The organism is Flavobacterium sufflavum, from assembly GCF_004016525.1.
In the GTDB taxonomy this organism is placed as follows: domain Bacteria; phylum Bacteroidota; class Bacteroidia; order Flavobacteriales; family Flavobacteriaceae; genus Flavobacterium; species Flavobacterium sufflavum.
The window spans coordinates 158188-183844 of sequence record NZ_SACJ01000004.1; the positions used below are offsets into that span (position 1 = coordinate 158188).

Annotated in this window: 25 protein-coding genes; 23 read left to right on the forward strand and 2 right to left on the reverse strand. The window is 34.5% G+C overall.

The features are described from left to right. The first annotated feature begins 70 nt into the window (after positions 1-70). The 4 genes from EOD40_RS08675 to EOD40_RS08690 all read left to right on the forward strand — a co-directional run bounded on the left by EOD40_RS08675 (position 71) and on the right by EOD40_RS08690 (position 2144). Entirely contained in the window at positions 71-748 is a 678-nt protein-coding gene (locus tag EOD40_RS08675; protein ID WP_128194644.1) for a Crp/Fnr family transcriptional regulator, read from the forward strand. 237 nt (positions 749-985) lie between these two features. Beyond that, the gene (locus EOD40_RS08680) at positions 986-1291 is read left to right on the forward strand and encodes a hypothetical protein (protein ID WP_128194646.1); all 306 of its coding nucleotides are present in this window, start codon (positions 986-988) and stop codon (positions 1289-1291) included. A 170-nt stretch (positions 1292-1461) separates the two neighbouring features. Further along, positions 1462-1743, forward strand: coding sequence for a hypothetical protein (locus tag EOD40_RS08685; protein ID WP_128194648.1), 282 nt, complete (start codon positions 1462-1464; stop codon positions 1741-1743). Continuing rightward, positions 1743-2144 carry a DUF5958 family protein gene (locus EOD40_RS08690; RefSeq protein WP_128194650.1) on the forward strand — a complete coding sequence of 134 codons (402 nt, stop codon included), beginning with the start codon at positions 1743-1745 and terminating at the stop codon, positions 2142-2144. Before EOD40_RS08685 ends, EOD40_RS08690 begins: the two co-directional genes overlap by 1 nt. 67 nt (positions 2145-2211) lie before the next feature. Here the strand turns inward: EOD40_RS08690 and EOD40_RS18285 are convergent, their stop codons facing one another. After that, the gene (locus EOD40_RS18285; protein WP_262707531.1) at positions 2212-2337 is read right to left on the reverse strand and encodes a hypothetical protein; all 126 of its coding nucleotides are present in this window, start codon (positions 2335-2337) and stop codon (positions 2212-2214) included. Positions 2338-2552: 215 nt separating this feature from the next. Between EOD40_RS18285 and EOD40_RS08695 the strand changes: the two genes are divergently transcribed. The 19 genes from EOD40_RS08695 to EOD40_RS08785 all read left to right on the forward strand — a co-directional run bounded on the left by EOD40_RS08695 (position 2553) and on the right by EOD40_RS08785 (position 24662). Then, entirely contained in the window at positions 2553-3314 is a 762-nt protein-coding gene (locus EOD40_RS08695) for a DeoR/GlpR family DNA-binding transcription regulator (RefSeq protein WP_071185836.1), read from the forward strand. Between the two features lie 38 nt (positions 3315-3352). Beyond that, positions 3353-4756: an L-fucose/L-arabinose isomerase family protein gene (locus EOD40_RS08700; protein WP_128194651.1), complete on the forward strand. Its 1404-nt coding sequence runs from the start codon at positions 3353-3355 to the stop codon at positions 4754-4756. Positions 4757-4766: 10 nt separating this feature from the next. Then, a complete protein-coding gene (locus tag EOD40_RS08705) occupies positions 4767-5606 on the forward strand; it encodes a transketolase (protein ID WP_128194653.1) in 840 nt (279 codons plus the stop codon). Beyond that, a complete protein-coding gene (locus EOD40_RS08710) occupies positions 5606-6565 on the forward strand; it encodes a transketolase family protein (protein WP_128194654.1) in 960 nt (319 codons plus the stop codon). Before EOD40_RS08705 ends, EOD40_RS08710 begins: the two co-directional genes overlap by 1 nt. Further along, positions 6562-7482 carry a D-ribose ABC transporter substrate-binding protein gene (locus tag EOD40_RS08715; RefSeq protein WP_128194656.1) on the forward strand — a complete coding sequence of 307 codons (921 nt, stop codon included), beginning with the start codon at positions 6562-6564 and terminating at the stop codon, positions 7480-7482. Before EOD40_RS08710 ends, EOD40_RS08715 begins: the two co-directional genes overlap by 4 nt. Before the next feature lie 2 nt (positions 7483-7484). Then, positions 7485-8099 carry a DUF2291 domain-containing protein gene (locus EOD40_RS08720; protein WP_128194658.1) on the forward strand — a complete coding sequence of 205 codons (615 nt, stop codon included), beginning with the start codon at positions 7485-7487 and terminating at the stop codon, positions 8097-8099. A gap of 1 nt (position 8100) precedes the next feature. Next, positions 8101-9591: a sugar ABC transporter ATP-binding protein gene (locus EOD40_RS08725; RefSeq protein WP_128194659.1), complete on the forward strand. Its 1491-nt coding sequence runs from the start codon at positions 8101-8103 to the stop codon at positions 9589-9591. Positions 9592-9593: 2 nt separating this feature from the next. Continuing rightward, on the forward strand, positions 9594-10568 hold the full coding sequence (locus tag EOD40_RS08730) for an ABC transporter permease (protein WP_071185843.1): 975 nt from the start codon (positions 9594-9596) through the stop codon (positions 10566-10568). A gap of 14 nt (positions 10569-10582) precedes the next feature. Continuing rightward, positions 10583-11872, forward strand: coding sequence for a nucleoside hydrolase-like domain-containing protein (locus EOD40_RS08735; RefSeq protein WP_128194661.1), 1290 nt, complete (start codon positions 10583-10585; stop codon positions 11870-11872). A gap of 207 nt (positions 11873-12079) precedes the next feature. Then, complete coding sequence (locus tag EOD40_RS08740; protein WP_128194663.1) at positions 12080-13579, forward strand: FGGY family carbohydrate kinase; 1500 nt, start codon at positions 12080-12082, stop codon at positions 13577-13579. Positions 13580-13903: 324 nt separating this feature from the next. Then, positions 13904-14458 (forward strand): isochorismatase family protein, encoded by a 555-nt coding sequence (locus EOD40_RS08745; RefSeq protein WP_128194664.1) that lies wholly within the window; start codon positions 13904-13906, stop codon positions 14456-14458. A 405-nt stretch (positions 14459-14863) separates the two neighbouring features. Further along, positions 14864-15280, forward strand: a complete 417-nt coding sequence (locus EOD40_RS08750; protein ID WP_128194666.1) for a hypothetical protein — start codon at positions 14864-14866, stop codon at positions 15278-15280. 879 nt (positions 15281-16159) lie between these two features. Continuing rightward, complete coding sequence (locus EOD40_RS08755; protein WP_231129601.1) at positions 16160-17446, forward strand: Glu/Leu/Phe/Val family dehydrogenase; 1287 nt, start codon at positions 16160-16162, stop codon at positions 17444-17446. A gap of 96 nt (positions 17447-17542) precedes the next feature. Further along, complete coding sequence (locus EOD40_RS08760) at positions 17543-18766, forward strand: sterol desaturase family protein (RefSeq protein ID WP_128194668.1); 1224 nt, start codon at positions 17543-17545, stop codon at positions 18764-18766. A gap of 74 nt (positions 18767-18840) precedes the next feature. Further along, on the forward strand, positions 18841-21312 hold the full coding sequence (locus EOD40_RS08765; protein ID WP_128194670.1) for a TonB-dependent receptor domain-containing protein: 2472 nt from the start codon (positions 18841-18843) through the stop codon (positions 21310-21312). A gap of 245 nt (positions 21313-21557) precedes the next feature. Further along, positions 21558-21878: a hypothetical protein gene (locus tag EOD40_RS08770; RefSeq protein ID WP_231129602.1), complete on the forward strand. Its 321-nt coding sequence runs from the start codon at positions 21558-21560 to the stop codon at positions 21876-21878. A 642-nt stretch (positions 21879-22520) separates the two neighbouring features. Then, on the forward strand, positions 22521-23102 hold the full coding sequence (locus EOD40_RS08775) for an O-methyltransferase (RefSeq protein WP_128194672.1): 582 nt from the start codon (positions 22521-22523) through the stop codon (positions 23100-23102). Positions 23103-23233: 131 nt separating this feature from the next. Next, positions 23234-23680, forward strand: coding sequence for an SRPBCC family protein (locus EOD40_RS08780; RefSeq protein WP_128194675.1), 447 nt, complete (start codon positions 23234-23236; stop codon positions 23678-23680). A gap of 55 nt (positions 23681-23735) precedes the next feature. Next, the gene (locus tag EOD40_RS08785) at positions 23736-24662 is read left to right on the forward strand and encodes a hypothetical protein (RefSeq protein WP_128194677.1); all 927 of its coding nucleotides are present in this window, start codon (positions 23736-23738) and stop codon (positions 24660-24662) included. A gap of 195 nt (positions 24663-24857) precedes the next feature. On the opposite strand, the gene mazG is transcribed toward EOD40_RS08785, so the two are convergent. Further along, complete coding sequence (mazG, locus tag EOD40_RS08790) at positions 24858-25631, reverse strand: nucleoside triphosphate pyrophosphohydrolase (RefSeq protein ID WP_128194679.1); 774 nt, start codon at positions 25629-25631, stop codon at positions 24858-24860. Between the last annotated feature and the right edge of the window lie 26 nt (positions 25632-25657).

Consider the following 25657-nt stretch of genomic DNA (forward strand, 5'->3'; position numbering starts at 1 on the left):
AATATTGAGTAAAATATGATATATATCATAGAAATGATTAATTTTACAATACAATTAAACCTTTTCTAAAATGAGTAAATGCGAACAATGTATCGTTAGAGAATTCAGCTCTTTGAAAGCGCTAAACAAGGACGAATTAGTAAAACTTGCCGAGTGTAAGACGTCTCGTTTAGTAAAAAAGGGCGAAATCATTTTTGAAGAAGGTGAAAATGTAAACGGTATCTTTTGCGTAAAAGATGGTGTTTGTAAATTGACCAAATTAAGCCCAAATGGCAAAGATCATATTGTAAAACTGGTTACTAAAGGAGAACTTTTAGGACAACGCTCGATGATTAGTGACGAGCCTGTAAACCTTAGTGCCGTAGCGCTCGAAGACATGCAAGTATGTTTTATCCCGAAAAGTGAAATCATGGGATTCTTCGACAAAAACAATCAGTTTTCTATGAATGTCATGAGAACCATTTGCGGCGATCTTAAAGAAGCCGACAGCCAAATGGTGAATATGGCTCAAAAAACCGTAAAAGAACGCCTTGCCGAAACCCTACTTTATCTTCAGGATACTTTTGGCAAAAATGAAGATGGCAGCCTAAAAATTCAATTAACCCGTGACGAACTCGCCAGCATGATTGGTACCGCTACCGAAAGCTGTATTCGTTTATTATCTGATTTTAATAAATTAGGTTTAATCGAATTAAAAGGTAAAAAGATTACCCTTAAAAATATCGCCCAACTTAAAAAGATGATTTAAGGTTTTCTTTATTTTCTTATTCTCTTTTCTATACAATTAGAAATCCTTCTCAGTTATAGTCTTTTCTGTATTTTGTAATAAAAATATTATTTCTATATTTGTTAGGAATCAGGCAATTAATGGCTATAATCAAGCCGATTTGGGTAGATTGTTGCTACTTTGTAGTGACTATATATTAGTTAGAGCCAATTGTAAAGAAATAATACCAAAATAACATACAGAATAATTTAAAAAAATATGAAAACTTGTCCAAACTGCAAATCAGAAATTGAAGATAATTGGGATTTATGCTGGAATTGTAATTATAGTATGATTGAAAACAAGGTCATTGAATTCAAAGAAACTACAAGAATAAGCAGAAAAATAGAATGTTTAAGATGTAAAATTCCTTTAATATTTTCAGGGGAATACAAATTTCACGAAGGTGCAAAGATTGGTTTTTTTGGAAATTTATTTGAAGCCTTTGTTAACAGAGAAAAATTCGATTTATACATTTGTCCGAAATGTGAAAAAGTAGAATTTTATTTACCACAGAAAGGATAAGGATATTTATATAGAAAAGTCAAAAGAAAAACAACAACCGGCTCTAACAGCCGTTTGGCAATATTGGGGCTTTATTGGATTTATCGTTTTTATTTATATATTCGTTTAGCCGAAAATACTCTGCTATTATTTCCTCAACCTTGCCAAGCGCTAAAACGTTACGGAATATTATGATCGAAGAAGAAATAAATCAATTTATTAGAATTCATAAAATCGAAGATAAAATACAGAAGTCTTTTGAATATTTGCTTTATAGTAATGCTTCTGACGAAATAGATATAAATAGCAAAAACATATCTATTAACCCTAAAAACCTAAAATATAAACTAACCGAAATTAATTCGCATTCTTTTCAAACTCCAATAATTAATAAAAGTATTGAAATAGGCAATTATACTTTATTATATAATTCCGAAGGTAAATTAATTGATGACATTTTTGTAATCTACTAATGACTCTAACAGAAAAAGCAATCAATAAAATTTCACAAGATAAAATAGATTTTAATCTTGGAGTAAAGTTATTACTGGAAGACAAAGCATTTAATTTTGACGAACTTTTTGCAACTTTAAGAGACTATATATTTAACTCTATCCCAAATAAAACAGATTATAATTCAGAAACTTATCAAAACGCCATAAGTACAATTCCTTTAAAATCAACATATACTACAATTGCAATTCTACAAACCTATCCTCCAAAAATTGCACTTAATAAATTAGTTGAACTTCCAAAAAGCGAAAGAGAAAAAACAATAATTTCACTAGTTTGGATTTTTAAAATAACAGACACTGAAAGAAGAAACACAGAATGTAAAAATGGTTGCGAACATTATTGGCACAACCTTGACTAAAAAATACTGCAGCTAATACTTGCTACAATTAATTTAGGCATTGACTTAATTTTAAATGTTTTTCTATTCATAACAACACCTTGAAACAGCTCGCTCCTATGGAGCTTACTTTAGCAATGCTAATTATTTCTACAAACATTTCACTTCTGGCGTAGTTGGTCAAAGTCCCATCGGGACTTTCTGTTTGTAGCAATCGATGTTGTTTTTCTTTTTTAGCTCTGTAGGAGCCAACTGTTCATTCCTTTTTATTGGATAACGATACATCAATAAAAAGCATTTCTTTTTTCGAATAATCAAATGACTTCTTAAAATTTAGTTCATTCAATTAAAATTATCGTTTATTTTCTTTTTCTTTCGTTTATTTTCTTTTATATTTGTTTTAACACTAATACAAAAAGAAAACAAATTATGTTGCCAAATCAACGCAGGGAGAAAATTTTAGATCTTTTAAAAGAAGATGGATTTGCAAAAGTTATCGATTTAGCGCGCTTATTCAAAGTAACCGAAGTCACTATTCGTCAAGACCTTGAAAAACTGGAAAGCGAAGATCTTATCATCAAAGAACACGGAGGAGCGAGTATAAAAAACGTTGCTGATCAGGTAAGAAGCTTTTCGCTGATTCGTCAGGAAAACTTAGAATTAAAATCGGCTATTGCCCAAAAATGTCTCGAATTTATCGAAAATGGAGACACTATCATTCTGGATTCCGGTTCTACAACCACTGAAATCGCAAAAAAACTAAAAGGATTCAAAAACTTAACAGTCATTACTAACGCCTTGAACATTGCCTTATTACTTGGTACTGAACAGGATATAGAAGTTATTATGACAGGAGGCGAATTCAAACCACCTACTTTATCGTTAACCGGTCAAAAAGCCGCCGATTTCTTCAAAGGCTTAAACGTTCAAAAACTATTTTTAGCCACTGCGGGAATCTCACTAAAATCAGGACTTACCTATCCTAGTATTAGTGATTTAGTGGTAAAAAAAGCGATGATTGACGCTGCAGAAGTGACCTATTTAGTGGCCGATAGCACCAAAATTGGTAAAAGTGCTTTAGCCAGTTTAGGCGCCTTATCCTTAATTGATTATATCATTACCGATAATGGAATTGAAGAAAAACACAAAGAAGTATTTAGAGATAACGAAATTGAAGTTATCGTAGCATAAAAGACAAAACACAAAAAAACATAAAAAAAGCAAAGAAAATGGCAACATCAACATTAGGAGTAATCATAGGAAACAGAGATTTTTTCCCGGACAGTTTAGTAGAAAAAGCAAGATTTGAAATCATTGAAATATTTGCTAAATTAAACATCAAACCTATTTTATTAGACAGTACAGATACTAAACTAGGCGGTGTAGAAACCTATAAAGAAGCACAAAAATGTGCTGAATTATTCAAAAAACACCAGGATGAAATTATGGGAGTCTTGGTATTGCTACCTAATTTTGGTGATGAAAAAGGAGTTGCTGACACTTTAAAATTAGCCAACTTAAATGTTCCTGTTTTAATCCAGGCTTACCCTGATGAGTTGACAAAAATGAATGTGGTAAACAGACGTGATTCCTGGTGTGGAAAAATCTCGGTTTGCAACAACTTATACCAATACGGTATCAAATACTCGTTGACATCTCAGCACGTAATGAGTCCGTCGGATCCTATTTTCCAAAAAGATTTATTAGACTTTACTGCTGTTTGTAGAGTCGTAAAAGGAATGCGCAATGTGCGTATTGGAGCTATCGGTGCAAGACCGGGTGCTTTTAATACCGTGCGTTATTCTGAAAAAATATTACAAAGAAACGGCATCACGGTTACTACTGTAGATTTATCTGAAATTTTAGGTAAAGCCAATAAATTAACCGCTGAGGATCCAGCTGTAAAAAAACATTTGGAATCCATAAACGCCTATGTTGCCCAGGGAAAAACACCTAACGAAGCAATGCTTCAAATTGCAAAATTAGATGTGGTGTTGAAAGATTTCATGGAAGAATACGCCTTAGACGCCACTGCTATCCAATGTTGGACTTCATTACAACAAAATTACGGTTGTAACGTGTGTACCAGCATGAGTATCATGAGTGAAAACATGCTTCCAAGTGCCTGTGAAGTTGACGTTACAGGAACCTTGAGTATGTATGCAATGCAGTTGGCTTCGGGTTCTCCAAGTGCATTGGTAGACTGGAATAACAACTATGCTGATGATCCTGAAAAATGTGTTTTATTCCACTGTGGAAACTGGGCAAAATCATTCCTGCCGGACATTCAAATGGGCACCGCTCCTATCTTAGGAACAACTGTAGGTGTAGAAAACACTTATGGAGCCTTAGACGGAAGAACACCTGCTATGCCGCTTACTTATGGTCGAATCAGTACGGATGATCCTAAAGGAATCATTAAGGTTTACATTGGCGAAGGCGAATTGACAAACGATACCTTAGAAACTTTTGGAAACAGAGCCGTTGCACAAATTCCTGACTTGCAAGGACTAATGCAATACGTTTGTAAAAACGGATTTGAACACCACGTGGTGATGAATGCTTCAAAAACAGCAGCCATCTTAGAAGAAGCCTTAGGAAATTACATGGGCTGGGAAGTTTACAAACACTAAAAGAATCAAGATGCACATCGAAAATTTAAAACGAAAATCCATTGAGAGTAGAAAAAAAATACTCAAATACATCTTCAATGCCAAGGCAGGTCACACCGGTGGAAGCCTTTCTATTTTAGACATTCTGAATGTATTGTACAATGATGTAATGAACGTTTCCCCTGAGAATTTCGATTCTAACACCAGAGACCGATTTATCCAGAGTAAAGGACATTGTGTGGAAGCATTGTACGTTGTTTTAGCTGACAAAGGTTTTTTTCCTGAAGAAGACTTGTTGACTATGTGCCAATACAAATCGCCTTATATAGGACACCCAACCAAATCTATTCCCGGTATTGAACAAAATACCGGTGGATTAGGTCACGGTTTGCCTATTTGTGCCGGAGCTGCTTTGGCTGCCAAAAAAGACAACTCGCCTACAAAAGTTTTTACCATTTTAGGGGACGGAGAAATGGCCGAAGGTTCTAATTGGGAAGCGATGATGTTTGCTGCTCATTATAAACTGGATAATCTATGTGCTATTTTGGATTACAACAAACTTCAAATCACAGCTGCTAATGAAGATGTGATGGGCTTAGAACCTATTGATCAAAAATTAGAAGCCTTTGGTTGGGCAGTAAAACATGTGGATGGTCACAACATTGAAAAACTTTCCCAAACACTAAGAGGACTTCCGTTAGAAAAAGGAAAACCAACCTTTATCATAGCACATACCATCAAAGGAAAAGGAATCAGCTACATGGAAAATGTATTGAAATGGCATCATGGCGTTCCTTCAAAAGAACAATACGATTTGGCTATAGAAGAGTTAGACAAACAATTACAAGAACTTGAAACTGTCTCAAAATAATGGAAGAAATAAAAACAATTGACGCCGCTAACCTCGAAGTTTTTTCTGAAGTTCTTCAGTCATTAGCCGCAACCGATAGAGATATTATGGTGGTTACGAGTGATTCTCGTGGTTCAGGAAAATTAGTCCCTTTTGGACAAAAATATCCCGAACAAATTGTTGAAGTGGGTATTGCCGAACAAAACTTAGTAGGTGTAGCCACAGGATTAGCCAGTATGGGCAAGAAAGCATTTGCCGTTTCTCCAGCCTGTTTTCTTACGGCACGAGCATTGGAACAAATTAAAAATGACGTGGCTTATTCAGACAATCCTGTGAAACTAATAGGTATTAGTGCCGGAGTAAGTTATGGAGCATTAGGAACCACACACCATAGTTTACACGATTATGCGGTGCTGAGAGCCATCAATAACATTATCATTGTAGCGCCTGCAGATAATTTTGAAACTGCCGAAGCCATCAAACAAGCTGCCGAAATGACCAGCCCTATTTACCTGCGTTTTGGTAAAAAAACAATGCCTGCTAATTTAGCAACAAACTCAAATACTGATTTTAAAATTGGTAAAGGACGTGTTATTCAGGAAGGAAACGATTTGACTTTTATTGCTACTGGTGAAGCGGTACTTCCCTGTGTTGAAGCAGCTAAACTATTGGAAAAAGAACATAACATTTCTTGCAAAATAATCAGTTTACACACCATTAAACCTTTGGATACCAAATTATTATTGGCTTCAGCCTCAAATGGAAAAGCCATTATTACCGTTGAAGAACACTCCATCAATGGCGGATTAGGCGAAGCTGTGGCTTCTTTATTATTCCAAAACGGATGCTCTAATAAATTCAAAATCGTAGGATTACCTGATGATCATACCGTTTCAGGTTCGCAAATCGAAATTTTCAATCATTATGGTATTTCAGCCGACGGATTAAAAAATACTGCTTTAAATACAATCAACCTATGAAGATAAAACACCTTTCCTTAATGCTGCTAACATTGGTTTTAGTTTTTGGATGTTCCTCGAAAGAGAAGTCTGAAAAGCCTAAAATTGCAGTTGTGGTTTCTACCCTGAACAATCCCTGGTTTGTGATGCTGGCGGAATCAGCTGCTGAAAACGCCAAAAAATTAGGATATGAGGCCAAAATATTTGATTCACAAAACAACCCTGCTATCGAATCGGATAATTTTGAAAACCTCATCTCTTCGGGTTATGATGCCATACTTTTAAATCCAACCGATTCTGACGGTTCTATTTCGAATATTTTAAAAGCTAAAACAGCTGGAATTCCTGTGTTTTGCATGGATAGAGAAGTAAATGCCGATGATGCAGCTACAAGCCAGATTCTTTCGGACAACTACTCCGGTTGTGTTTCTATCGGAATCGAATTTGTAAAAGAATTAAAAGAAAAAGGAAAGTATGTAGAAATCTTAGGTTTAGTAGGCGACAATAACACCTGGGCGCGCTCAGGAGGATTCCATTCGGTGGTGGATAAATTCCCTAATTTAAAAATGGTAGCCCAACAAAGTGGCGACTTCGATCGAAATAAAGCCATGGAAGTTTTAGAAACAATCCTACAGGCTAATCCTGATATTGACGGTGTTTTTTGTGGTAATGATGCGATGGCAATGGGTGCTTTTCAAGCCTTACAAGCGGCAGGAAAAGAAACTAAAGTCAAAATTTTTGGATTTGATGGTGCTGGTGATGTCATTGAAAAAATTCGGGAAAAGAAAATTATAGCTACAGGCATGCAATTTCCTAAAGTGATGGCTCAAACAGCTGCCCAATATGCCGATGAGTATTTTAAAGGAAGAAAAGTGTTTCCTCAAAGGGTTCCTGTAGAAGTCGAATTAGTAAATGCAGCAAACATTAAAGACTACTAAAGATGAGAAAAAAGTATGTATATATTTTAGCTTTCGTAATAATCGCCATTTTAGGATACAATTCGGTTTATTTCAAAAAACTGAGTGATGTAAAAAATGCCAAAAAGGAAAATTTCGATTTTAAAGCTTACGCCGATTCGATTTACTACAAAGGTATTTTGAAAAGTAAAAAAACGATTGCTTTAACCAATTTGATTTCTTCAGTAAAAACCAATCAGGAAGCTGCTTTCAAAAAATACGGAAACCGCCTTGGAATAGGAAATTCGGCTTATTTTATGATTCAAAGCACCGGAAAAATCATTGATATCAAAGACGGAATTTACACAATAGCCGACGAAAAAAACGGTGTCGTTTACATTGACACCAAATACATTTTCGGAAATGCGTTGCGAGATGCTTCGGGTTTAGTAAAACTGACTGATTTTAAAACCAATGCACAATTTAACAAAGTGTCAGAATCGTTGAATGATATTGTTCGAAATGAAGTCATCCCAAAAGAAATTAAAAAGGTACAAATTGGCGATAGTGTTTCATTTTCAGGAGCCATCAAACTAAGTAAAAAACAAACTTTGTTTACCGATCTTTTAATTATTCCATCACAAATTAAACTTCAGTAAATTGTTAGAAGCAATTAACATATCCAAAGAATTCCCGGGCGTAAAAGCACTGAATCAGGTAAATTTTAAATTTTATCCTGCCAAAGTCAATGCCATATTGGGAGAAAACGGTGCGGGAAAATCGACCTTATTGAAAATTTTGACAGGCGTTTACACCCAATACGATGGTGAGATTCAATTAAATGGTGAAACCGTTACGTTTTCGAATATTAAAGAAGCTCAAAATGCGGGAATTGCCATTATTCATCAGGAATTAAATTTAATTCCGGAGCTTAGTGTAACCGAAAATTTATTTCTGGGAAGAGAAATGGTGACTTCCCTTGGACTTTTAGATTCCTCAAAAATGGAAGCGGAAGCCAAGCGCATTTTTGAAAAAATTCAATTGAACGTTAGTCCGAAAACTTTGGTTCAACAACTAAAAGTAGGCGAACAACAATTAGTCGAAATTGCAAAAGCACTTCTTTGTAATGCCGATGTTATTTTGATGGACGAACCTACTTCTGCCTTGAGCGACAAAGAAATAGACAACTTACACCGCATTATTTATGAGCTAAAAGCGGAAGGCAAAACCATTGTTTACATTTCCCATAAAATGGATGAATTATTCAAAATTGCTGAAAACTATACCGTTTTGAGAGACGGAAACAGCATTGATGCCGGGGAAATGAAAAACACCACCGAGCAGGAATTAATTCGGAAAATGGTAGGCCGTGATGTGTTTATCGAGAAAAAAAATACCGAAAATCAATTTCAAAACACCATTCTAAAAGTAGAAAACCTAAACCTGATTCATCCCAGTAATAAAAAAAGAAAGCTCCTTCACGATATTTCTTTCGAATTAAAAAAGGGAGAAATTCTGGGAATCTTTGGTTTGATGGGAGCCGGAAGAACAGAGCTTTTGGAAACTATATTCGGAATGCACCCTGTAAACAGCGAATATAATCTGGAAATTGACGAAAAAAGCACTTTCCACAAAAAGCCAAAAGATGCAATTGGTAACGGATTGGCTTTTGTAACCGAAGATCGTAAAACCGAAGGATTGGTTTTAGGCATGGATATTTCGTCTAATATCAGCCTGACTAATCTGCCTACGTTTGGACTTTTGAATCCGTCAAAAGACAAGGCATCTTCGAAAGATTATATCGAAAAATTACGCATCAAGACACCATCTGAAATGCAATTGTGCCAAAATTTAAGTGGTGGAAATCAGCAAAAAGTAGTTTTAGCCAAATGGCTCGCAACCAATCCTCAGATTTTAATGATGGATGAGCCTACGCGTGGAATTGATATCAATGCCAAAAACGAAATTTACAATCTAATAAAAGAGCTCGCAACCAACCAAATGAGTATCATTTTAGTTTCTTCTGAAATTCCCGAAATACTAGCGCTTTCGGACAGAATTTTAGTAATGGCCGAAGGGAAGATTAAAGCTTCCTATTTAGCCGCAGAAGCCAATGAAGATAAATTATTAAAATCAGCCTTACCTGAATAATTATGACTATTTCCTTAAACCACCCTATTATCAAAAAATCGCAATCCTTAATTGCGCTGTTTCTTTTATGTTTATTTATCAGTTTGTTGTCTGATAAATTCATGACAAGCACTAACCTTTGGAATGTATTGAGACAAATCTCTGTTAATGTTTGTATTTCTGTCGGAATGACATTGGTAGTTTTAATGGCTGGAATCGATCTTTCAGTAGGTTCAGTATTGGGGCTTACCGCAGCAATATGTGCCGGTTTATTAAAAAGCGGACTCTCTTTTGAATCCATGGATTTATTTGTAGGCTTTAGCGTTTTAGGAGCCATTTTAGCAGCCATACTTATCGGAATGGCCTTGGGTTTATTCAACGGCTGGGTGATTACCAAATTCGCCATTCCTCCTTTTGTGGCAACACTGGCGATGTTAACAATTGCCCGTGGATTAACGATGCTTTATACTGAAGGTATTCCCATTTCAAATTTAGGTCCTGAATTTGAGTTTATTGGTTCGGGTTGGATTTTAGGAATTCCGGTACCGGTTTGGATTTCCTTATTCATGGTCTTAATTGTCGTTTTCTTAACTAAAAAAACCACTTTTGGACGCTACATTTATGCCATTGGAGGAAATGAAAAAGCAGCGTTTTTATCGGGAATCAGCATTAATAAAATCAAATTGGCTGTTTATGGAATTGCCGGAATGATGGCGGCTGTGGGTGGTGTTTTAGTTACTTCGAGACTAAATTCAGCACAACCTAATGCCGGTATGAGTTACGAACTGGATTCTATCGCAGCCGTGGTTATTGGAGGAACTTCGCTATCAGGTGGTGTGGGTACCGTTGCCGGAACCGTGATTGGTGCGATAATTATTGGGGTTTTAAACAACGGATTGGTTTTACTGGATGTATCGCCTTTCTGGCAGCAAGTAGTAAAAGGTATCGTTATTTTATTGGCGGTGATTATTGATAAAATGAATCAGAAAAATAAATAACAACTATCGAAAATATGAAAAAACTGATTTTTATGATTCTATTTTGCGTTGTTTCTAAAAAACTAATAGCGCAACAATCTGTACCAGTTAAACCCCGAATTCTGATAAGTACCGATATTGGAGGTACTGATCCGGATGATAACCAATCCATGATACACCTCTTAATGTATAATGAAAAGTTTGATATTGAAGGGGTTGTTTCTTCGCCTTCATACGGTGAGGGTAACAAAAAAGAAATACTCAGAACTATTGATCTTTACGAAAAAGATTTACCGAAACTAAAAAAGCACGTTCAGGGATTAGCATCTCCCGAATACTTACGCTCAATAACAAAACAAGGAAAAAAGGGAGCTGCACCATTAAAAGGCTTTGCAACTTCAACGGAAGGTTCTGACTGGATTATCAAATGCGCTCTTAAAAAAAGTGAAAAGCCTCTTTGGATATTGGTTTGGGGAGGTCTTGAAGATGTAGCACAGGCATTGCATGACAAACCCGAAATCCAGAAAAATATAAAAGTATTCTGGATAGGCGGCCCTAACAAAAAATGGAGTGCAAATAGTTATGCGTACATAGCTGAAAAATTTCCAAACCTATGGTTTATAGAATCCAATTCATCCTATTATGGTTTTTTCTCAGATAATGTTGCCGAGAATTTGAATGAAAAAAATTACTATAAAAACTATATTAACGAAGCTGGTTTTTTGGGTAAAGACTATAAAAACAATCGTTATGAAGGCAGGCTTAAAATGGGTGATACACCATCATTACTATATATGATGGATGGAAACCCAAATAATCCAATGAAAGAAAGCTGGGGTGGCAGCTACATAAAAATACCACATAGCCCCAGAATTGTATTTAAAAGAAATACATCAGTGCAAGATACAGTACCGGTATTTTCTATATTAGAATTTCACTTTAAAGGTCCCGTTGTCAATATTCCTAAAGATTCTGCTTGTATTACAATGACTGTACAGGCAGAAATTGGAGAACAAAAATGGGACGGATTTTACCAAGGTGATGGAAATTATGTGATTAGATATTGTCCAAAGCGTACTGAAAAATTAACATATAAAGTTACTTCGAATATTCCCGGATTTGAAACGCAAAGCGGAAGTTTCTTTGTAGGCAATCTTTGGCCGGGGAAACACCATTCCACTGACTACAAATTAGGTAAGAATTGGTATTCAGACAGAACAAATCCTGAACTCTTTGATGATATTTGGCAAGGCGGTAAAACGGTTTTAAAATGGAGAAGTGATGTCCTGTTAGATTGGGCTAAACGTTGGGATTGGCTTCGATAATTATTCCAAACACTTCGATTAACATTGTGTGACAACAAAAAATACAATTAAAAACATTAATTCTTTTTTCACCATTAAGAAATTAAGATAATTAAAACTTAATGCTCCTTAACTTCTTAATGGTGGAAATATTTCTATTCAATGTTCTCTTTTAAAAATTGTTTATTATTTAACTGAGCTTTTAAAAGGCAAATTTTACACTAAAAAATGAAAAAATATATTCTCGCCATAGACCAGGGTACCAGCAGTACCAAAACCATACTTTTTGACGAATTAGGACAGGCTGCGGCTAAAGGCAGCGTTGATTTAAAAACAAATTATTTTGACAATGGTTTTGTAGAGCAAAATCCTGAAGACATCTTCCAAAATGTACTCGACTCCGTAACTGAATGCGTGAATGATTTTACCCAAAAAGGTCTGGCTGTTTCAGATATTGTTTCCTGTGGTATCAGTAATCAAAGAGAAACTTTTGTCCTTTGGGACAAAGACGGAAAAGCATTGGCTCCCGCTGTGGTTTGGGCCTGTAAACGCTCTATTTCTATTTGTACGGACTTAATCCAAAAAGGACAGAATGATTTTATCAAACTAAAAACAGGTTTACTATTAGACCCCTATTTTTCTGGTACCAAATTGCTTTGGCTGCTGGAAAATGACGCCGAATTAAAAGAAAAAGTAACCAAAAGTGAAGTCTATTTTGGAACAATAGATTGTTGGCTTTTGTACAAATTGACCAATGGCACTCATTTCAAAACCGATTACACCAATGCTTCCCGAACCTTACTTTTCAATATTCATACGTTACAATGGGATGCTGAAATTTTAGAAACCTGGGGATTATCCAACTTAAATTTACCTCAACCTTGCCCTTCTTCACATGATTTTGGAATGGTTGATTTTGGACAAATTTTGAACCATAAAACCCCACTTTCCATCCCAATTACATCTTTAATTGGCGATTCGCATGCGGCGACTTTTGGAGAAGGCTGTTTCGAAAAAGGTACCGCCAAAGTCACTCTGGGAACAGGAAGTTCGATTATGATGAACATTGGCGACAAAGCCGTATTATCCAATTCCGGAATGTTGACCACCATTTGCTGGAGTACCGAAAACCGCGTAGATTATGCACTGGAAGGCGCTATTGTTTCCTGTGGTTCCACTATCGAATGGCTGAAAAACGAATTGCAATTGTTCTCCTCTCCTGCTGAAACCGAAGCCATGGCAAAAGCCATTCCGGACAATGCCGGTGTTTATCTGATTCCTGCTTTTAGCGGACTGGGTGCGCCACACTGGCAAATGAGCCGAAAAGCATCGATTGAAGGAATGACTTTTGGAACTACTAAAAATCATATTGTCAGGGCAGCTTTAGAGAGCATTCCGTACCAAATAAAAGATGTGGTAGAAGCTATGGCAAAAGACATGCAAGCCACATTAAAATCAATTTCGGTAAACGGTGGTATGACTCAAAACAAGTTTGTCATTCATTTTTTAGCCGATTTATTAGGAATTCCGTTGAACAAACAACGAAATCCAGACGTTTCCGCCTTAGGAGCCGCCTATTTATCCGGTCTTAAAAGTGGTGTTTACAGCAGTATTGAACAACTTTCAGCAATTAATAAAAGCCAAACCGAACAGGTTTTAGCAGATTCAGACAATGAATTACCAAGGAATGGGTATCTGGGCTGGAAAGGAAAAATAGCTCGATTTTAGAATACAGAACGCAGAATGCAGATTGCAGTCCCGAAGATTCGAGAAAAAAATAGAAAATACTCATTCACAGTCGTTTTTAAAGCGGCTGTTTTTGCATACGTAAGTAATATTTTTATTTTTGTGTAGTGTTATTAAAAAATAATACGCAACAAAAGAAATTAAAACATACGCATAACATGCCAGTTTAAAATAAAACAGGGTAAATTTATGCGAGTACAAACAAGTTAGCAGCAAGTGTTTTCCAAAATTACGCCAAAAACAATACTCTAAAAATAGAGTAAATACTATAAATTATTACATTTACAAAAGAACATTTTGACTGTTATGAAAAACAAAAAAGCTCTATTGATAATTGATATGCAAAAAGGTTCTTTCACACCTGAAACACCCCGATTTGACACAAATGGAATTGTAGATCGAATTAATTCTCTTGCTGAAATATTTAGAGAGTCTAACTTACCTGTTATTTTTATTCAACATGATGGTACAGAAATGAATGAATTTAAACCAAATACAACTGAATGGGAATTATTAGATGATTTAAAAGTAAATCCAACTGATATTTGCATCAACAAGTACGCTAATGATGTGTTTTACAATTCCCTACTCCAATCAAAACTAACCAAACTAAATATAAATGAATTATTTATCACAGGTTGTGCAACTGACTTTTGTGTTGAATCAACAATACAGTCAGCATTAACTAAAGATTATAACATAATAGTGGTTGAAGATGGTCATACAACTGGAGAAAGACCACACTTGAAAGCTGAAAAAGTAATCGAGCATTATAATTGGGTTTGGCAAAATATGATTCCGACCAAGGGCAAAATAGAGGTTAAAAACTTTGAGGAGATAAAAAAAGTGTTGATTTTTTAATAAGGCCTGCTAGGCGAAGTCTCCTGACTTCGCCACACAAACTAAGCAACTCCAACTAACGTCAGTTTCTTGCGGAGATGCTTCCTTCGTCAGCATGACAAGTTTGCGGGAATAGTTTCTTTTTAACACGGTGAGAGGCTTGTTCCTAACATTTCAATTGATTAATATTTTAGCAAACAAATATCTAGACTTAAGTAATGTGTTTTTCTTATTACATTAATAAAACTCACACAATACCATCAAATTACTACAATTCAACTACTTAAAAAACGCAAAAGTATTTCCAAATTGTTTTTTTTCATTAATTTAATGCTATAATACAAAATCATTTAATATCAAAATAATGAATACACCAGAGTAGCCGAAAACTGCATATTGAAAGAGTAGGCAACAAATATTTAGGTCATGAAAAAAATTACATTATCGCTTTCAATGTTGTTTTTCATTGTAAATTCTTTTTGCCAGACACAAACTACAACATTTTCAAAAGATTACTATTTGGAAAAAAGTAAAAGCCAAAAAAAAACAGCCTGGAGAATATTAGGCGCTGGTTTAGGAATTGCTGCAATTGGAGGTATTGTCCAATTACAACATGAAAATCAAGCAAGTAATAGTTTTGATTTCGATTTTACCGGAGCTTATATTGCCATTGGTGGAGGCGTATTATGCGTAGCAAGCATTCCTTTCTTTGTGAGTGCCGCAAAAAACAAAAAAATGGCTGTAGCCATAGCCATTGATAACCAAAATATCCTTCTTCCTCAAGACAATAACTTTGCTTTTAAAAAACAGCCTTCGCTCTGTTTAAGGATTGAATTATACTAAAATATAAGGTGTTACACGATTACTCAAATATGTGCAAACGTTAGCGCAGAATTTCATTCTGTGCCCACGATAATGAGCAAACAACGTTAAGTAAATACTTTGTCGAGTTGCTTACGAAGATTGCTTCGCCAGTTCGCTATCGCTCGTGTCCTCCTTCGTCGGAAAGACAAGATTGCGATAAAAGTTATTTTAATTTCATGAAAAACACCTGCTAGGCGAAGTCTCCTGACTTCGCTACACAAACTAAGCAACTCCAACTAACGTCAGTTTCTTGCGGAGATGCTTCCTTCGTCAGCATGACAAGTTTGCGGGAATAGTTGCTTGAACCCGACCGCTTAGATAAGTTCAAACGTTAATGTGGTTTTTCAAATCATGCCCAAAACATTCCTAAAACAACCTCCAAAAATAGATTCTCAATCAGCTTTTTCAACATTTTTTCAAAAAAAATCCTTTCTAAAGTCTTATAAATACTGAGTTCAGTAATTTTTCATAAATAAACTCGATTAACTCTATAGGATTTATAAAATTATTTTGTAGGTTTGCATCAACAATGAAAGTATTTAAGTTAAACAACATTTTTATATCGAATGTAACCTGGAAGTTTTTCGACATAAAATGGCTTTAATAGCTTCTTGATTTTTTTTTTGGAGCCTTTCATCCAAAGTGGAAGGCTTTTTTTAAAATTTTATAAATAATAACATGAGATCCAATAGAAACAGAAATAGAATGATGCAATGCTGTCACATGAAAATTCCTCCATGTTGTTGTTACCTGGTCTTATTTGTAGAAAAATAAAGCTCTTTTGTAACAACTCAAAAGAGCTTTTTTATGGAATAAATTTAAAAAAATAGAATCAAACAGATTTAACAGAATAAAATCATGAGTGCAGAAATTATAAAACAGAGTCCCTTTCAATCAATGATTGACAGGTTTAATATAGCAGCAGACATTTTGAAATTGGATGCCCCAATTCGTCAAAAATTACAACGCCCCGAAAAACAAATTGTAGTTAACTTTTCAATCGTATTAGATAACGGAATAGAGCAAAACTTTGAAGGTTACCGCATTATCCACAATACGGCTTTAGGACCTTCTAAAGGCGGAATTCGCTATGATACTGAAGTGAATTTAGAAGAAGTAAAAGCACTGGCAGCCTGGATGACCTGGAAATCGGCGGTGACTGGAATTCCTTTTGGAGGAGCCAAAGGAGGAATTATTTGCGATCCAAAAGCACATTCCAAAAGAGAATTGGAAAAAATAACCAGAGCTTATACTAAAAGTTTATCGGATATTTTTGGGCCCGAAAAAGATGTTCCGGCTCCCGATATGGGAACAGGACCAGATGAAATGGGATGGTTGATGGACGAATTTTCGCAAGTTCACGGCAAAACAGTTCACGGAGTGGTTACTGGCAAGCATTTACACGCCGGAGGCTCTTTAGGACGCGTAGAAGCAACAGGAAAAGGCGTTAGCATCATCACACTTTTAGCAATTGAACAATTGAAATTGAGGCCAGCAAGATCATCTGTTGCAGTACAGGGATTTGGTAACGTAGGAATTCATTCTGCCTTATTTCTTTATGAAAAAGGATTGAAAGTAGTTGCCGTAAGCGATGTTTCGGAAGCTTTGTACAATCCTGAAGGTATTAATATTCCGGAACTGATTTTGTATTATAACCTCAACAATAAAAGCATCAAAGGCTACCCTAATTCGGTTACCATACAACATGAAGAATTGCTGCTTTTGGAAGTCGATGTGCTGATACCCGCTGCAAAAGAAGATGTAATTACCCGAACGAATGCCGCTTCAGTGCGTGCTAAAATTATTGTTGAAGGTGCAAATGGTCCTGTTTCCTCAGATGCTGACACCATTTTGCATGCCAATAATGTTTTGGTAGTTCCTGATATTCTGGCAAATGCCGGTGGCGTTACGGTTTCCTATTTCGAATGGCTTCAAAATACGCTTATCGAAAAATGGGGAGTCAATCGAGTAAACAGACAGCTTGAAAACATATTGGAGAAAAGCTTTAAATCTGTCTTTAAAACGGCTACAAAATACAATGTAACACCGCGAATCGCCTCATATATCCTTGCTTTGCAAAAAGTTGCCGAAACACAATCTGTAAAAGAAGTGGCTTTGGTCACAAACAACTATAAACTAAATTAAAATTGCCCTAAACCGGAAAGAGATATTGAATCTTTTGTCAGCTGTAAAAGCGACTAATGGATATCAATATCTCTTTTTTTAAATTATAGTATTAAAATGAAGCATATCAATTTTCTTGCCTTCGTTATGCCTGCTTTTTTTCTGTTTTTGTATTTAGAATTTAAGCTTGCTCAACGTAGAAAAAGACCGGAAATTTTTAATTACGAAAGTTCTGTTTCCAATATTAGCATTGGAATTGCCGAAAGATTGATCAATTTATTTATAGCAGCGAGTTTTTATCAGCTGTATTATTTGATATATGATGATTATCGAATTTTTAATATTCCGACTAATGCATTTATATGGTTTTTATTGATTCTCATGACCGATTTTGTCTGGTATTGGTACCACAGACTGGGACATGAAGTAAATTTTTTCTGGGCTGCCCACATTGTGCATCATCACAGTGAAGCTTTCAATTTTACCACCGCCGCCAGAATTACTACTTTTCAGGCTATTGTCCGAACGGGATTTTGGTGTGTGCTACCTTTATTAGGATTTCATCCTTCGATGGTTATTACCATGTTGATAGTTCACGGTGCCTATTCTTTTTTTACGCATACCCAACTCGTGAGAAAAATAAAATGGCTAGAATATGTTTTTGTAACTCCATCAGTACATGGTGTGCATCACGCCTCAGACGAGAAATACCTGGATAAGAATTTCGGGGATATGTTTACCTTTTGGGATAGACTCTTTGGAACTTTTCAATCCGAAGAAGAAAAACCAAAATACGGATTAACGCATCCATTAAAAAGCTATAGTTTTCTGTGGCAGCATTTTCATTATTATTTCGAAATTTTCGAATTGTGGAAAAGGTCTAAAGGATTTAAAGCTAAATTACTGGCCATATTTGGAAGTCCCGCTCATATGGATCAGAATATCCGACCTGAGTTAGAGAAACGCTTTCTTCAGGATAAATCGAATCCGAATAAGCGCCTTAAATTCAGGAATTATCTCTACATCCAATTGGGAATTTGCATTTTATTTCTGACTGTCGTTACTTATGATTTTGAGTTTTTAAATATTGCTGATAAAGTTTTTGCGCTGACTTTTATCCTCATTACACTCATCAATTGCGGAGCTTTATTAGAGCATCGAAAATGGATTTATTATCTGGAATACGGCCGAATTTACATTGTAACCAGCTATTTTTTATACGAAGAAAATCTGCTTACTTTCTTTGCTATGCCTCTATTTATCATGTTTATCGCCGAACAATTGTTTTCGCTAGGAAAACGCTATCGGGATGTCATACTTCAATTGGAAATTTCAGAATAGCCTAAAAAAGAGCATCACTTTTTCAGAATAAGCCTCTAATTATTACAAACAGATTTAACAATTCATCTTTCAAAATGTCATTTTCAAAACAATCCTTTTTATCCCTTAGTCTTTTACTTCTATTTAATATTTTACAAGCTCAGAATGCAACAATTAAAGGAATTGTTATTGAGAAGCAAAATCATTTGCCTATAGAGTTTGCAAGTGTGGCTATACTAAAACAAGCCGACTCAACTGTTGTAGCTGGTGTGTTGACTCAAAAGAGTGGGACATTTTCAATCCCCAAAATAAATACGGGAAATTATATCCTTAAAATAGTTTCCATTGGTTATGAAACATTTTATTCTAATTTTTCAGTATTAGACAAAAGCCAACACATTACATTGGACAAAATCTATTTAAATGTGTCTACTAAATTATTAGAGGAAGTTGTTGTAAAAGGACAAAAAAGTACAATTAATAATAAATTTGATAAGCAAACCTATAAAGCAAACCACTTTGAGGCAGCAAAAGGAGGCAGCGCAACAGATGTTTTAAAAAATCTACCCTCAGTTTCGGTTAATAGCTCTGGTGAAATAAGTGTAAGAGGCTCAACAGGTTTCTTGGTTCTTATTAATGGAAAACCGATTTTAACTGATGCACAAACCATTCTAAGCCAATTTCCCGCCAACACTATTGAAAACATTGAATTAATAACTGCTCCCTCAGCCAAATATGATGCTGACGGAAAAGGCGGGATAATAAACATTACTACAAAAAAAGGAACAACTGATGGTTTTGCTTTGCAGGCCAATGTTCTGGCAGGTTTGCCAAGTACCACCAATTATAACAATCTTGAAAATCCGCATAGGTATGGTGCAGATGCAACCATCAACTACAAAAAAAGCAAATGGGATATTTCAGTTAGCGGAAATTATACAAGAAACGATGCCAACGGCAGAAGAGAAGGCAACGTTTATACCAAGAATTTCACTAACAACACGATTACCTATTTTCCTTCAACAGGTGAAAGAAGTTTTGACAAATATAATTATGGTCTAAGAACAAATATAAACTATGCAGCTAATAAAAATGACGTATTTGGAATTGGCTTTTTTGCAAGTAAAAAATACCAACAACGAAGAGCGGATATTACTTATAACAATTCAACAGCCGACTTAACAACTGGGGATCTTTTAAGTCAGTTCTCTTATTTTAATTCCAATCTGCAAAATAAAGAAGGTAAGTTTTTATTAGGCAATTTTGATTATAGCCACACTTTTAAAAACAATTCAAAACTTTCTACATCAGCTATATACGAAAAGGCAAATTTATATGGCAATACCACCAATAAAAATTTAGACCTTCCAAATAAGAGTACTCTTTTTCAATTGGTAACAAACCCCTACTCTAACCCAATTAACGGCTACCGATTAAAATTGGATTATAGCACCACTATTGGAGAAGGGAAATTGGAAACCGGTTATCAGTACAGATGGGACAAACAAGATGGGACATTTGACTATAACGTAACTCCATCTACAAACCAAGCTGATATTGCAAAATTTAGCGGAACTGCTAAATCAATAAATATAATTAATGCTGCTTATGCTCAATATTCCAACGCCATTTCAAAGCTAAAATATACCGCAGGATTAAGGTACGAATACGCCACAAGAGAAGTAAACCTATCATCAGACGTTAATCCACATAATCTCAATTTGAGCAACTTTTTCCCTTCGGCAAACTTGCTTTATACCATTAATAATGACTGGAGCATTAAGGCAGGATATAGTAAAAGAGTGCAACGAAATAATAACTTTGAATTAAACCCAATTCCCGAGAGAGAACACTCTGAAACCTTAGAGCAAGGCGACCCTGATTTATTACCCCAATTTATAGATCTTGTTGAACTAGGGATCAATCACAATTTCAAGAAAGGTTCCTTTTTTGCAACAATGTATTATCAAAACATCAAGAATCCCATACAAAGAGTGAATAGTGTCTATGCTGATACTATCTTAAACAGGCTTTTTACCAATGCCGAAAAAGCAAGGCTTATTGGTTTAGAATTAGGCACTACAATAAAACCAATAAAATGGATTACTACTTATCTGGGAGCTAATGTTTACAACTATAAAATTAGTGGTCCTTTGAATGTGTTGGGGACGACTTCCACTGTAAACAATGCTGACTGGGTGTATTCTATCAATATGAATACAACCTTTGACTTAGGAAACAACTGGAATTTACAAGCCAACGCCAATTACTTGTCGAACAGACCCACTGCGCAAGGTGAAGATTCAAGATTTTTTTCACCCAATACTTCAGTAAAGAAAACATTTGGGAATGGTAAATATTCTTTGGGACTACAATGGCAAAATATGAATCTTGGTTTTATGAATGCAAACCAACAACGAATTACAACCTGGGGCAACGATTTTTATACCACAACAAACTATGTATATGAAACAGATGTTCTTCTATTAAATTTTAGTATCAACCTAAACAAATTTAGCAGCAAAACAAAACTACCTGCAAGTGAACTGGGAGAAAAAGAATTTTAACGAAAGTAAATACTACCCTAGCTGGTGCGAGTATCTTACTCGTACATACAAGAAGCTAAAAACCTGTAAAACTAAGTTTTACAGGTTTTTAGGTTTTTAGGTTTTTAGAAATAACCATCAAAACTATTCCGTAAATTAAAAGTACTTTTATTTTTTTGTAAGAATATTTTATATATTTGATATTAATAAAATCTGATTGCTGTCAGACCTATGTACAAGTTAGACGTCAGTTAACAAGAAACGAAATGGAAAATAACAAATTGAAAAAAATGGAAATTCCAAAAATTAAATTAGTCCCAAGTCCAGAAACAAACGAAGCGACATCTGCGATAGGTTACAAATGGAATGAGATTGCGGGAACTAGACATTTCTTAGGCGGAAAACCTGAAGAAGTTAGTGAGGATGATTATCCAACTTGCGATAATTGCAAAAAAGAAATGACTTTTTATGCTCAAATAGATAGTATTGGAGAAAATTATGATTTAGCGGATTGTATGGTAATTCATAATTATGTTTGTTTTAGTTGTTTAACTGTAAAAGCGCAATTAATGCAACTATTAGCCTAAAATCAAATTATTACAAAAAAAACACTTTCCTAAAATAAAAATTGAAAACTATGATCGATAAATTATTTACCAACAAAATTTTTAGGACATTATTAATTTTATTTGTTGGAATTGATCTTATAATTACAATTTCAAGAATTTCTAGCAATAATGACTTCGCTTCTACAATAATTTTGCGGTATTTTAATCTACTTTTAACTTTAGTTACCTTCATTTCATTCTTCATAACAACAAAACATTCATTGTCAATAATTAAGATTTACATAATTTTTAAACAAATAGTATTTCCAATTTTTATGATAGTTTATGGTTTAAAAGAATTCTTGTTTTATGGCTATAATAGATATAGAATTGAAACTTATTTTGAATTTAGTTTTAGTTTATTAATTGGATTTGTGATTTACTATTTCTTTAAAAAATACAGAGTAGAAAACATTGAATAGGGAGAAAAACAGAAAATGGAAACATAAATTAAATAAGCAACCGAACGCCTAAAATCTACTACAAAGGATTTGGACAATAACCTTAATGGAAAGTTAGTTTTGTATTTGGAATCATTTTGCAAATCCGAAAATAGGGCTTAATTTAATCCCAAACCGCTTGTAGCAATAGAACGTTGTGCCTAATACTAAAAATAAAACTATGAAAGATTCAAATATCTTAGATATCCCTAAGCTTCATTTTGAAATTGATGCAAAATCGAAAGAAATCGGTTTCAGTATGCCTTCAGATTTGTTGATTGGAACATTATTGAAGACACTTATTACTTCCAAACCAAAATCAAAAATATTAGAAATTGGAACCGGAATTGGTCTGTCACTTTCTTGGATGATTGACGGAATGGATTCTGATTCTAAATTAGTTACTATTGACAATGACCCAAAACTAACTGATATAGCTAAAAGTTATTTTGGAACTGATGAAAGAGTTGAAATTATTTGTGCGGACGGAAGTGAATGGATTAAAAACTACAATAGTGAAAAATTTGATTTAGTCTTTGCAGATGCTTGGCCAGGAAAATATAGTGAAATAAATGAAATTCTGGAATTGGTAAAAGTCGGAGGTTTTTATATTATTGATGATATGTTGACACAACCAAATTGGCCTGAAGGACATCAAGAAAATGTCAATAAACTAATCGAATATTTAGAAAACAGAATGGATTTCAACTTAACAAAGATGAATTGGTCAACAGGTATTATAATTGCGACAAAAAAGTACTAGCTACTACAACAGATTTGGGCAATTGGCTTTATGGAAAGTTAGTTTTGTATTTTGGATGATTGGGCAAATCCAACAATTAGAATTCTATCAAAAAGAAAATATTTAATTTTATTAATTTAAAAAAGAATACAATGGCAAATAAAGTTACACTTCACAGAGTTTTTACTGCAAGTCCTGAAAAAGTTTATAAAGCTTTCACAGATGCTGACGCTATGGCGTCCTGGTTACCGCCTTATGGTTTTGTTTGCAAAGTACATAGTATGGATGTGCAAATTGGAGGTAAATACAAAATGTCGTTTACAAATTTCACTACGGGCAATAGTCATTCATTTGGTGGCGAATATTTAGAAATTATACCTAATGAACTATTAAAATATACTGACGAGTTTGACGATCCAAATTTACCCGGACAAATGATTACAACAATAGAATTAAGAAAAGTATTATGTGGCACTGAACTTTTTGCAACACAAGAAGGAATACCTGATGTAATACCAACTGAAATGTGCTATTTAGGTTGGCAGGAATCATTGGATAAATTAAAACGTTTGGTAGAACCTAATATTCCAGATGCATAAACCGATAGCGCAGATTTATTAGCGGAAATTTTTAACAACAGAAAATGAGCAAAAAATGAAATTAAACAGAATTCTAATAAATATTACATTATTATCAATTTCATTTTTGTCATTTGGACAAAATGAAACATTAAATACTTCAGAAGTAGAAATTATTCCTCACTGGGAAAAAAATGAAGCTCATTCTATAATAATTAAAAGCACAACAACTGATATTGTAAAAGAGAAACCATTTACATATTTGACAACTTTCAATGCTAATTTTAAAGTTTTAGAAAAAAGCGAAACAGAATATTTAGTTGAATGGATTTATACAAATTCAGTAATAGCAAACAAAGACCCAAATTTTGAAAATAACATATTAGCTAAACTTTTGAATACAAAATTTAAAATAAAATTATCAAATTTTGGTAGATTCATTGAACTTGTGAATGTTGAGGAAATAAGAACAGCTTCCAATAAAGCTATAGATGAACTTAATGGAAAAGACATAAGTCCTAATATGAAAGTTCAATATAATGCAGCAAAGCAAATGATTGTTTCTAAACAAGGTTTAGAAATTGCATTATTAAAACATATCAAGCTTTATAATTTTTCATTTGGTTATAAATACAAAATTGACTTTGAACAACTTAACAATATGAAATTTCCAAATCCCCTTGGCGGTGCACCTTTCGATGCAGTTGAAAAAGTAAAATTAGTAAACATCGATAATAAAAATTCAATTTGTAAAATAGAAACTAGCAAAATTGTAGAAGGAGCAGTTTTTACAAAATCTGTAATGGAGCATTTAAAGAAAAATAATAAAGATCATATAAAAGAAATTGAACAAGAATTTGGAAATGAAATTTTTGAAATTAGTGAAAGTTCAATGCAAGAATTAAATTTTGAAAAAGGAATTCTGAAAAAGTCTTCATTCAAAAGAAAAATAAATTTAGGACCACAAAACAGAACAGTATTAATGGAAATTGAAGCTATCTAAGTAAAACTACCAATACAGATTTTGCCCAATAGTGTGGATTTATAATCCTTGCCAACAACAGTGAAGCAATCAAATACTTTGTAGAGTTACTTGATGAGATTGCTTCGTTCCTCGCAATGACGAGCTTGCGGATAAGCCCTAAAATCATTAAGACAGTAATCTAAAATCTGAAATCTGCTTTCTAAAATCTGGAATCTACAATCTCTTCGCTTCTTCCCAAAAAACATCCATTTCAGCCAGGGACATATCCATTAGGGATTTTCCTAAATCATTGGCTTTGCTTTCTAAATATTGGAATCTTTTAATGAATTTTTTGTTGGTTCGTTCCAGCGCATCTTCGGGATTTACATTCAGAAAACGGGCATAATTTATCATCGAAAACAGCACATCGCCAAATTCGGCTTCTATTTCGTCCTGATTTCCTGATTTTACCTCCTCTTGCAGTTCTTGTAATTCCTCCTGCACCTTGTCCCAAACCTGATGCGATTCTTCCCAATCAAAGCCCACTCCTTTTACCTTATCCTGAATTCTACTGGCTTTTACTAAGGCCGGCAAACTTCGGGGAACGCCTTCCAGTACGGATTTTTTGCCTTCCTTGAGTTTTAATTTTTCCCAGTTTTGTTTGACTTCTTCTTCATCTTTTACCACTGTATCGCTGTAAATATGAGGATGACGGTGAATGAGTTTTTCACAAATTTCGTTACATACATCGGCAATATCGAAATCATTGGTTTCGCTGCCTATTTTGGCATAAAAAACAATGTGTAATAACAAATCGCCCAACTCTTTTTTAACTTCATTCAAATCATTATCTAAGATTGCATCACCTAGTTCATAGGTTTCTTCAATAGTAAGATGACGAAGGGTTTGCAGGGTTTGCTTTTTATCCCAGGGACATTTTTCACGCAAATCGTCCATAATATCTAATAATCGCTCAAAAGCCTGTAACTGGGTTTGTCTTGTATTCATTGCATTGGGTTTTGGGTAAAAATAAG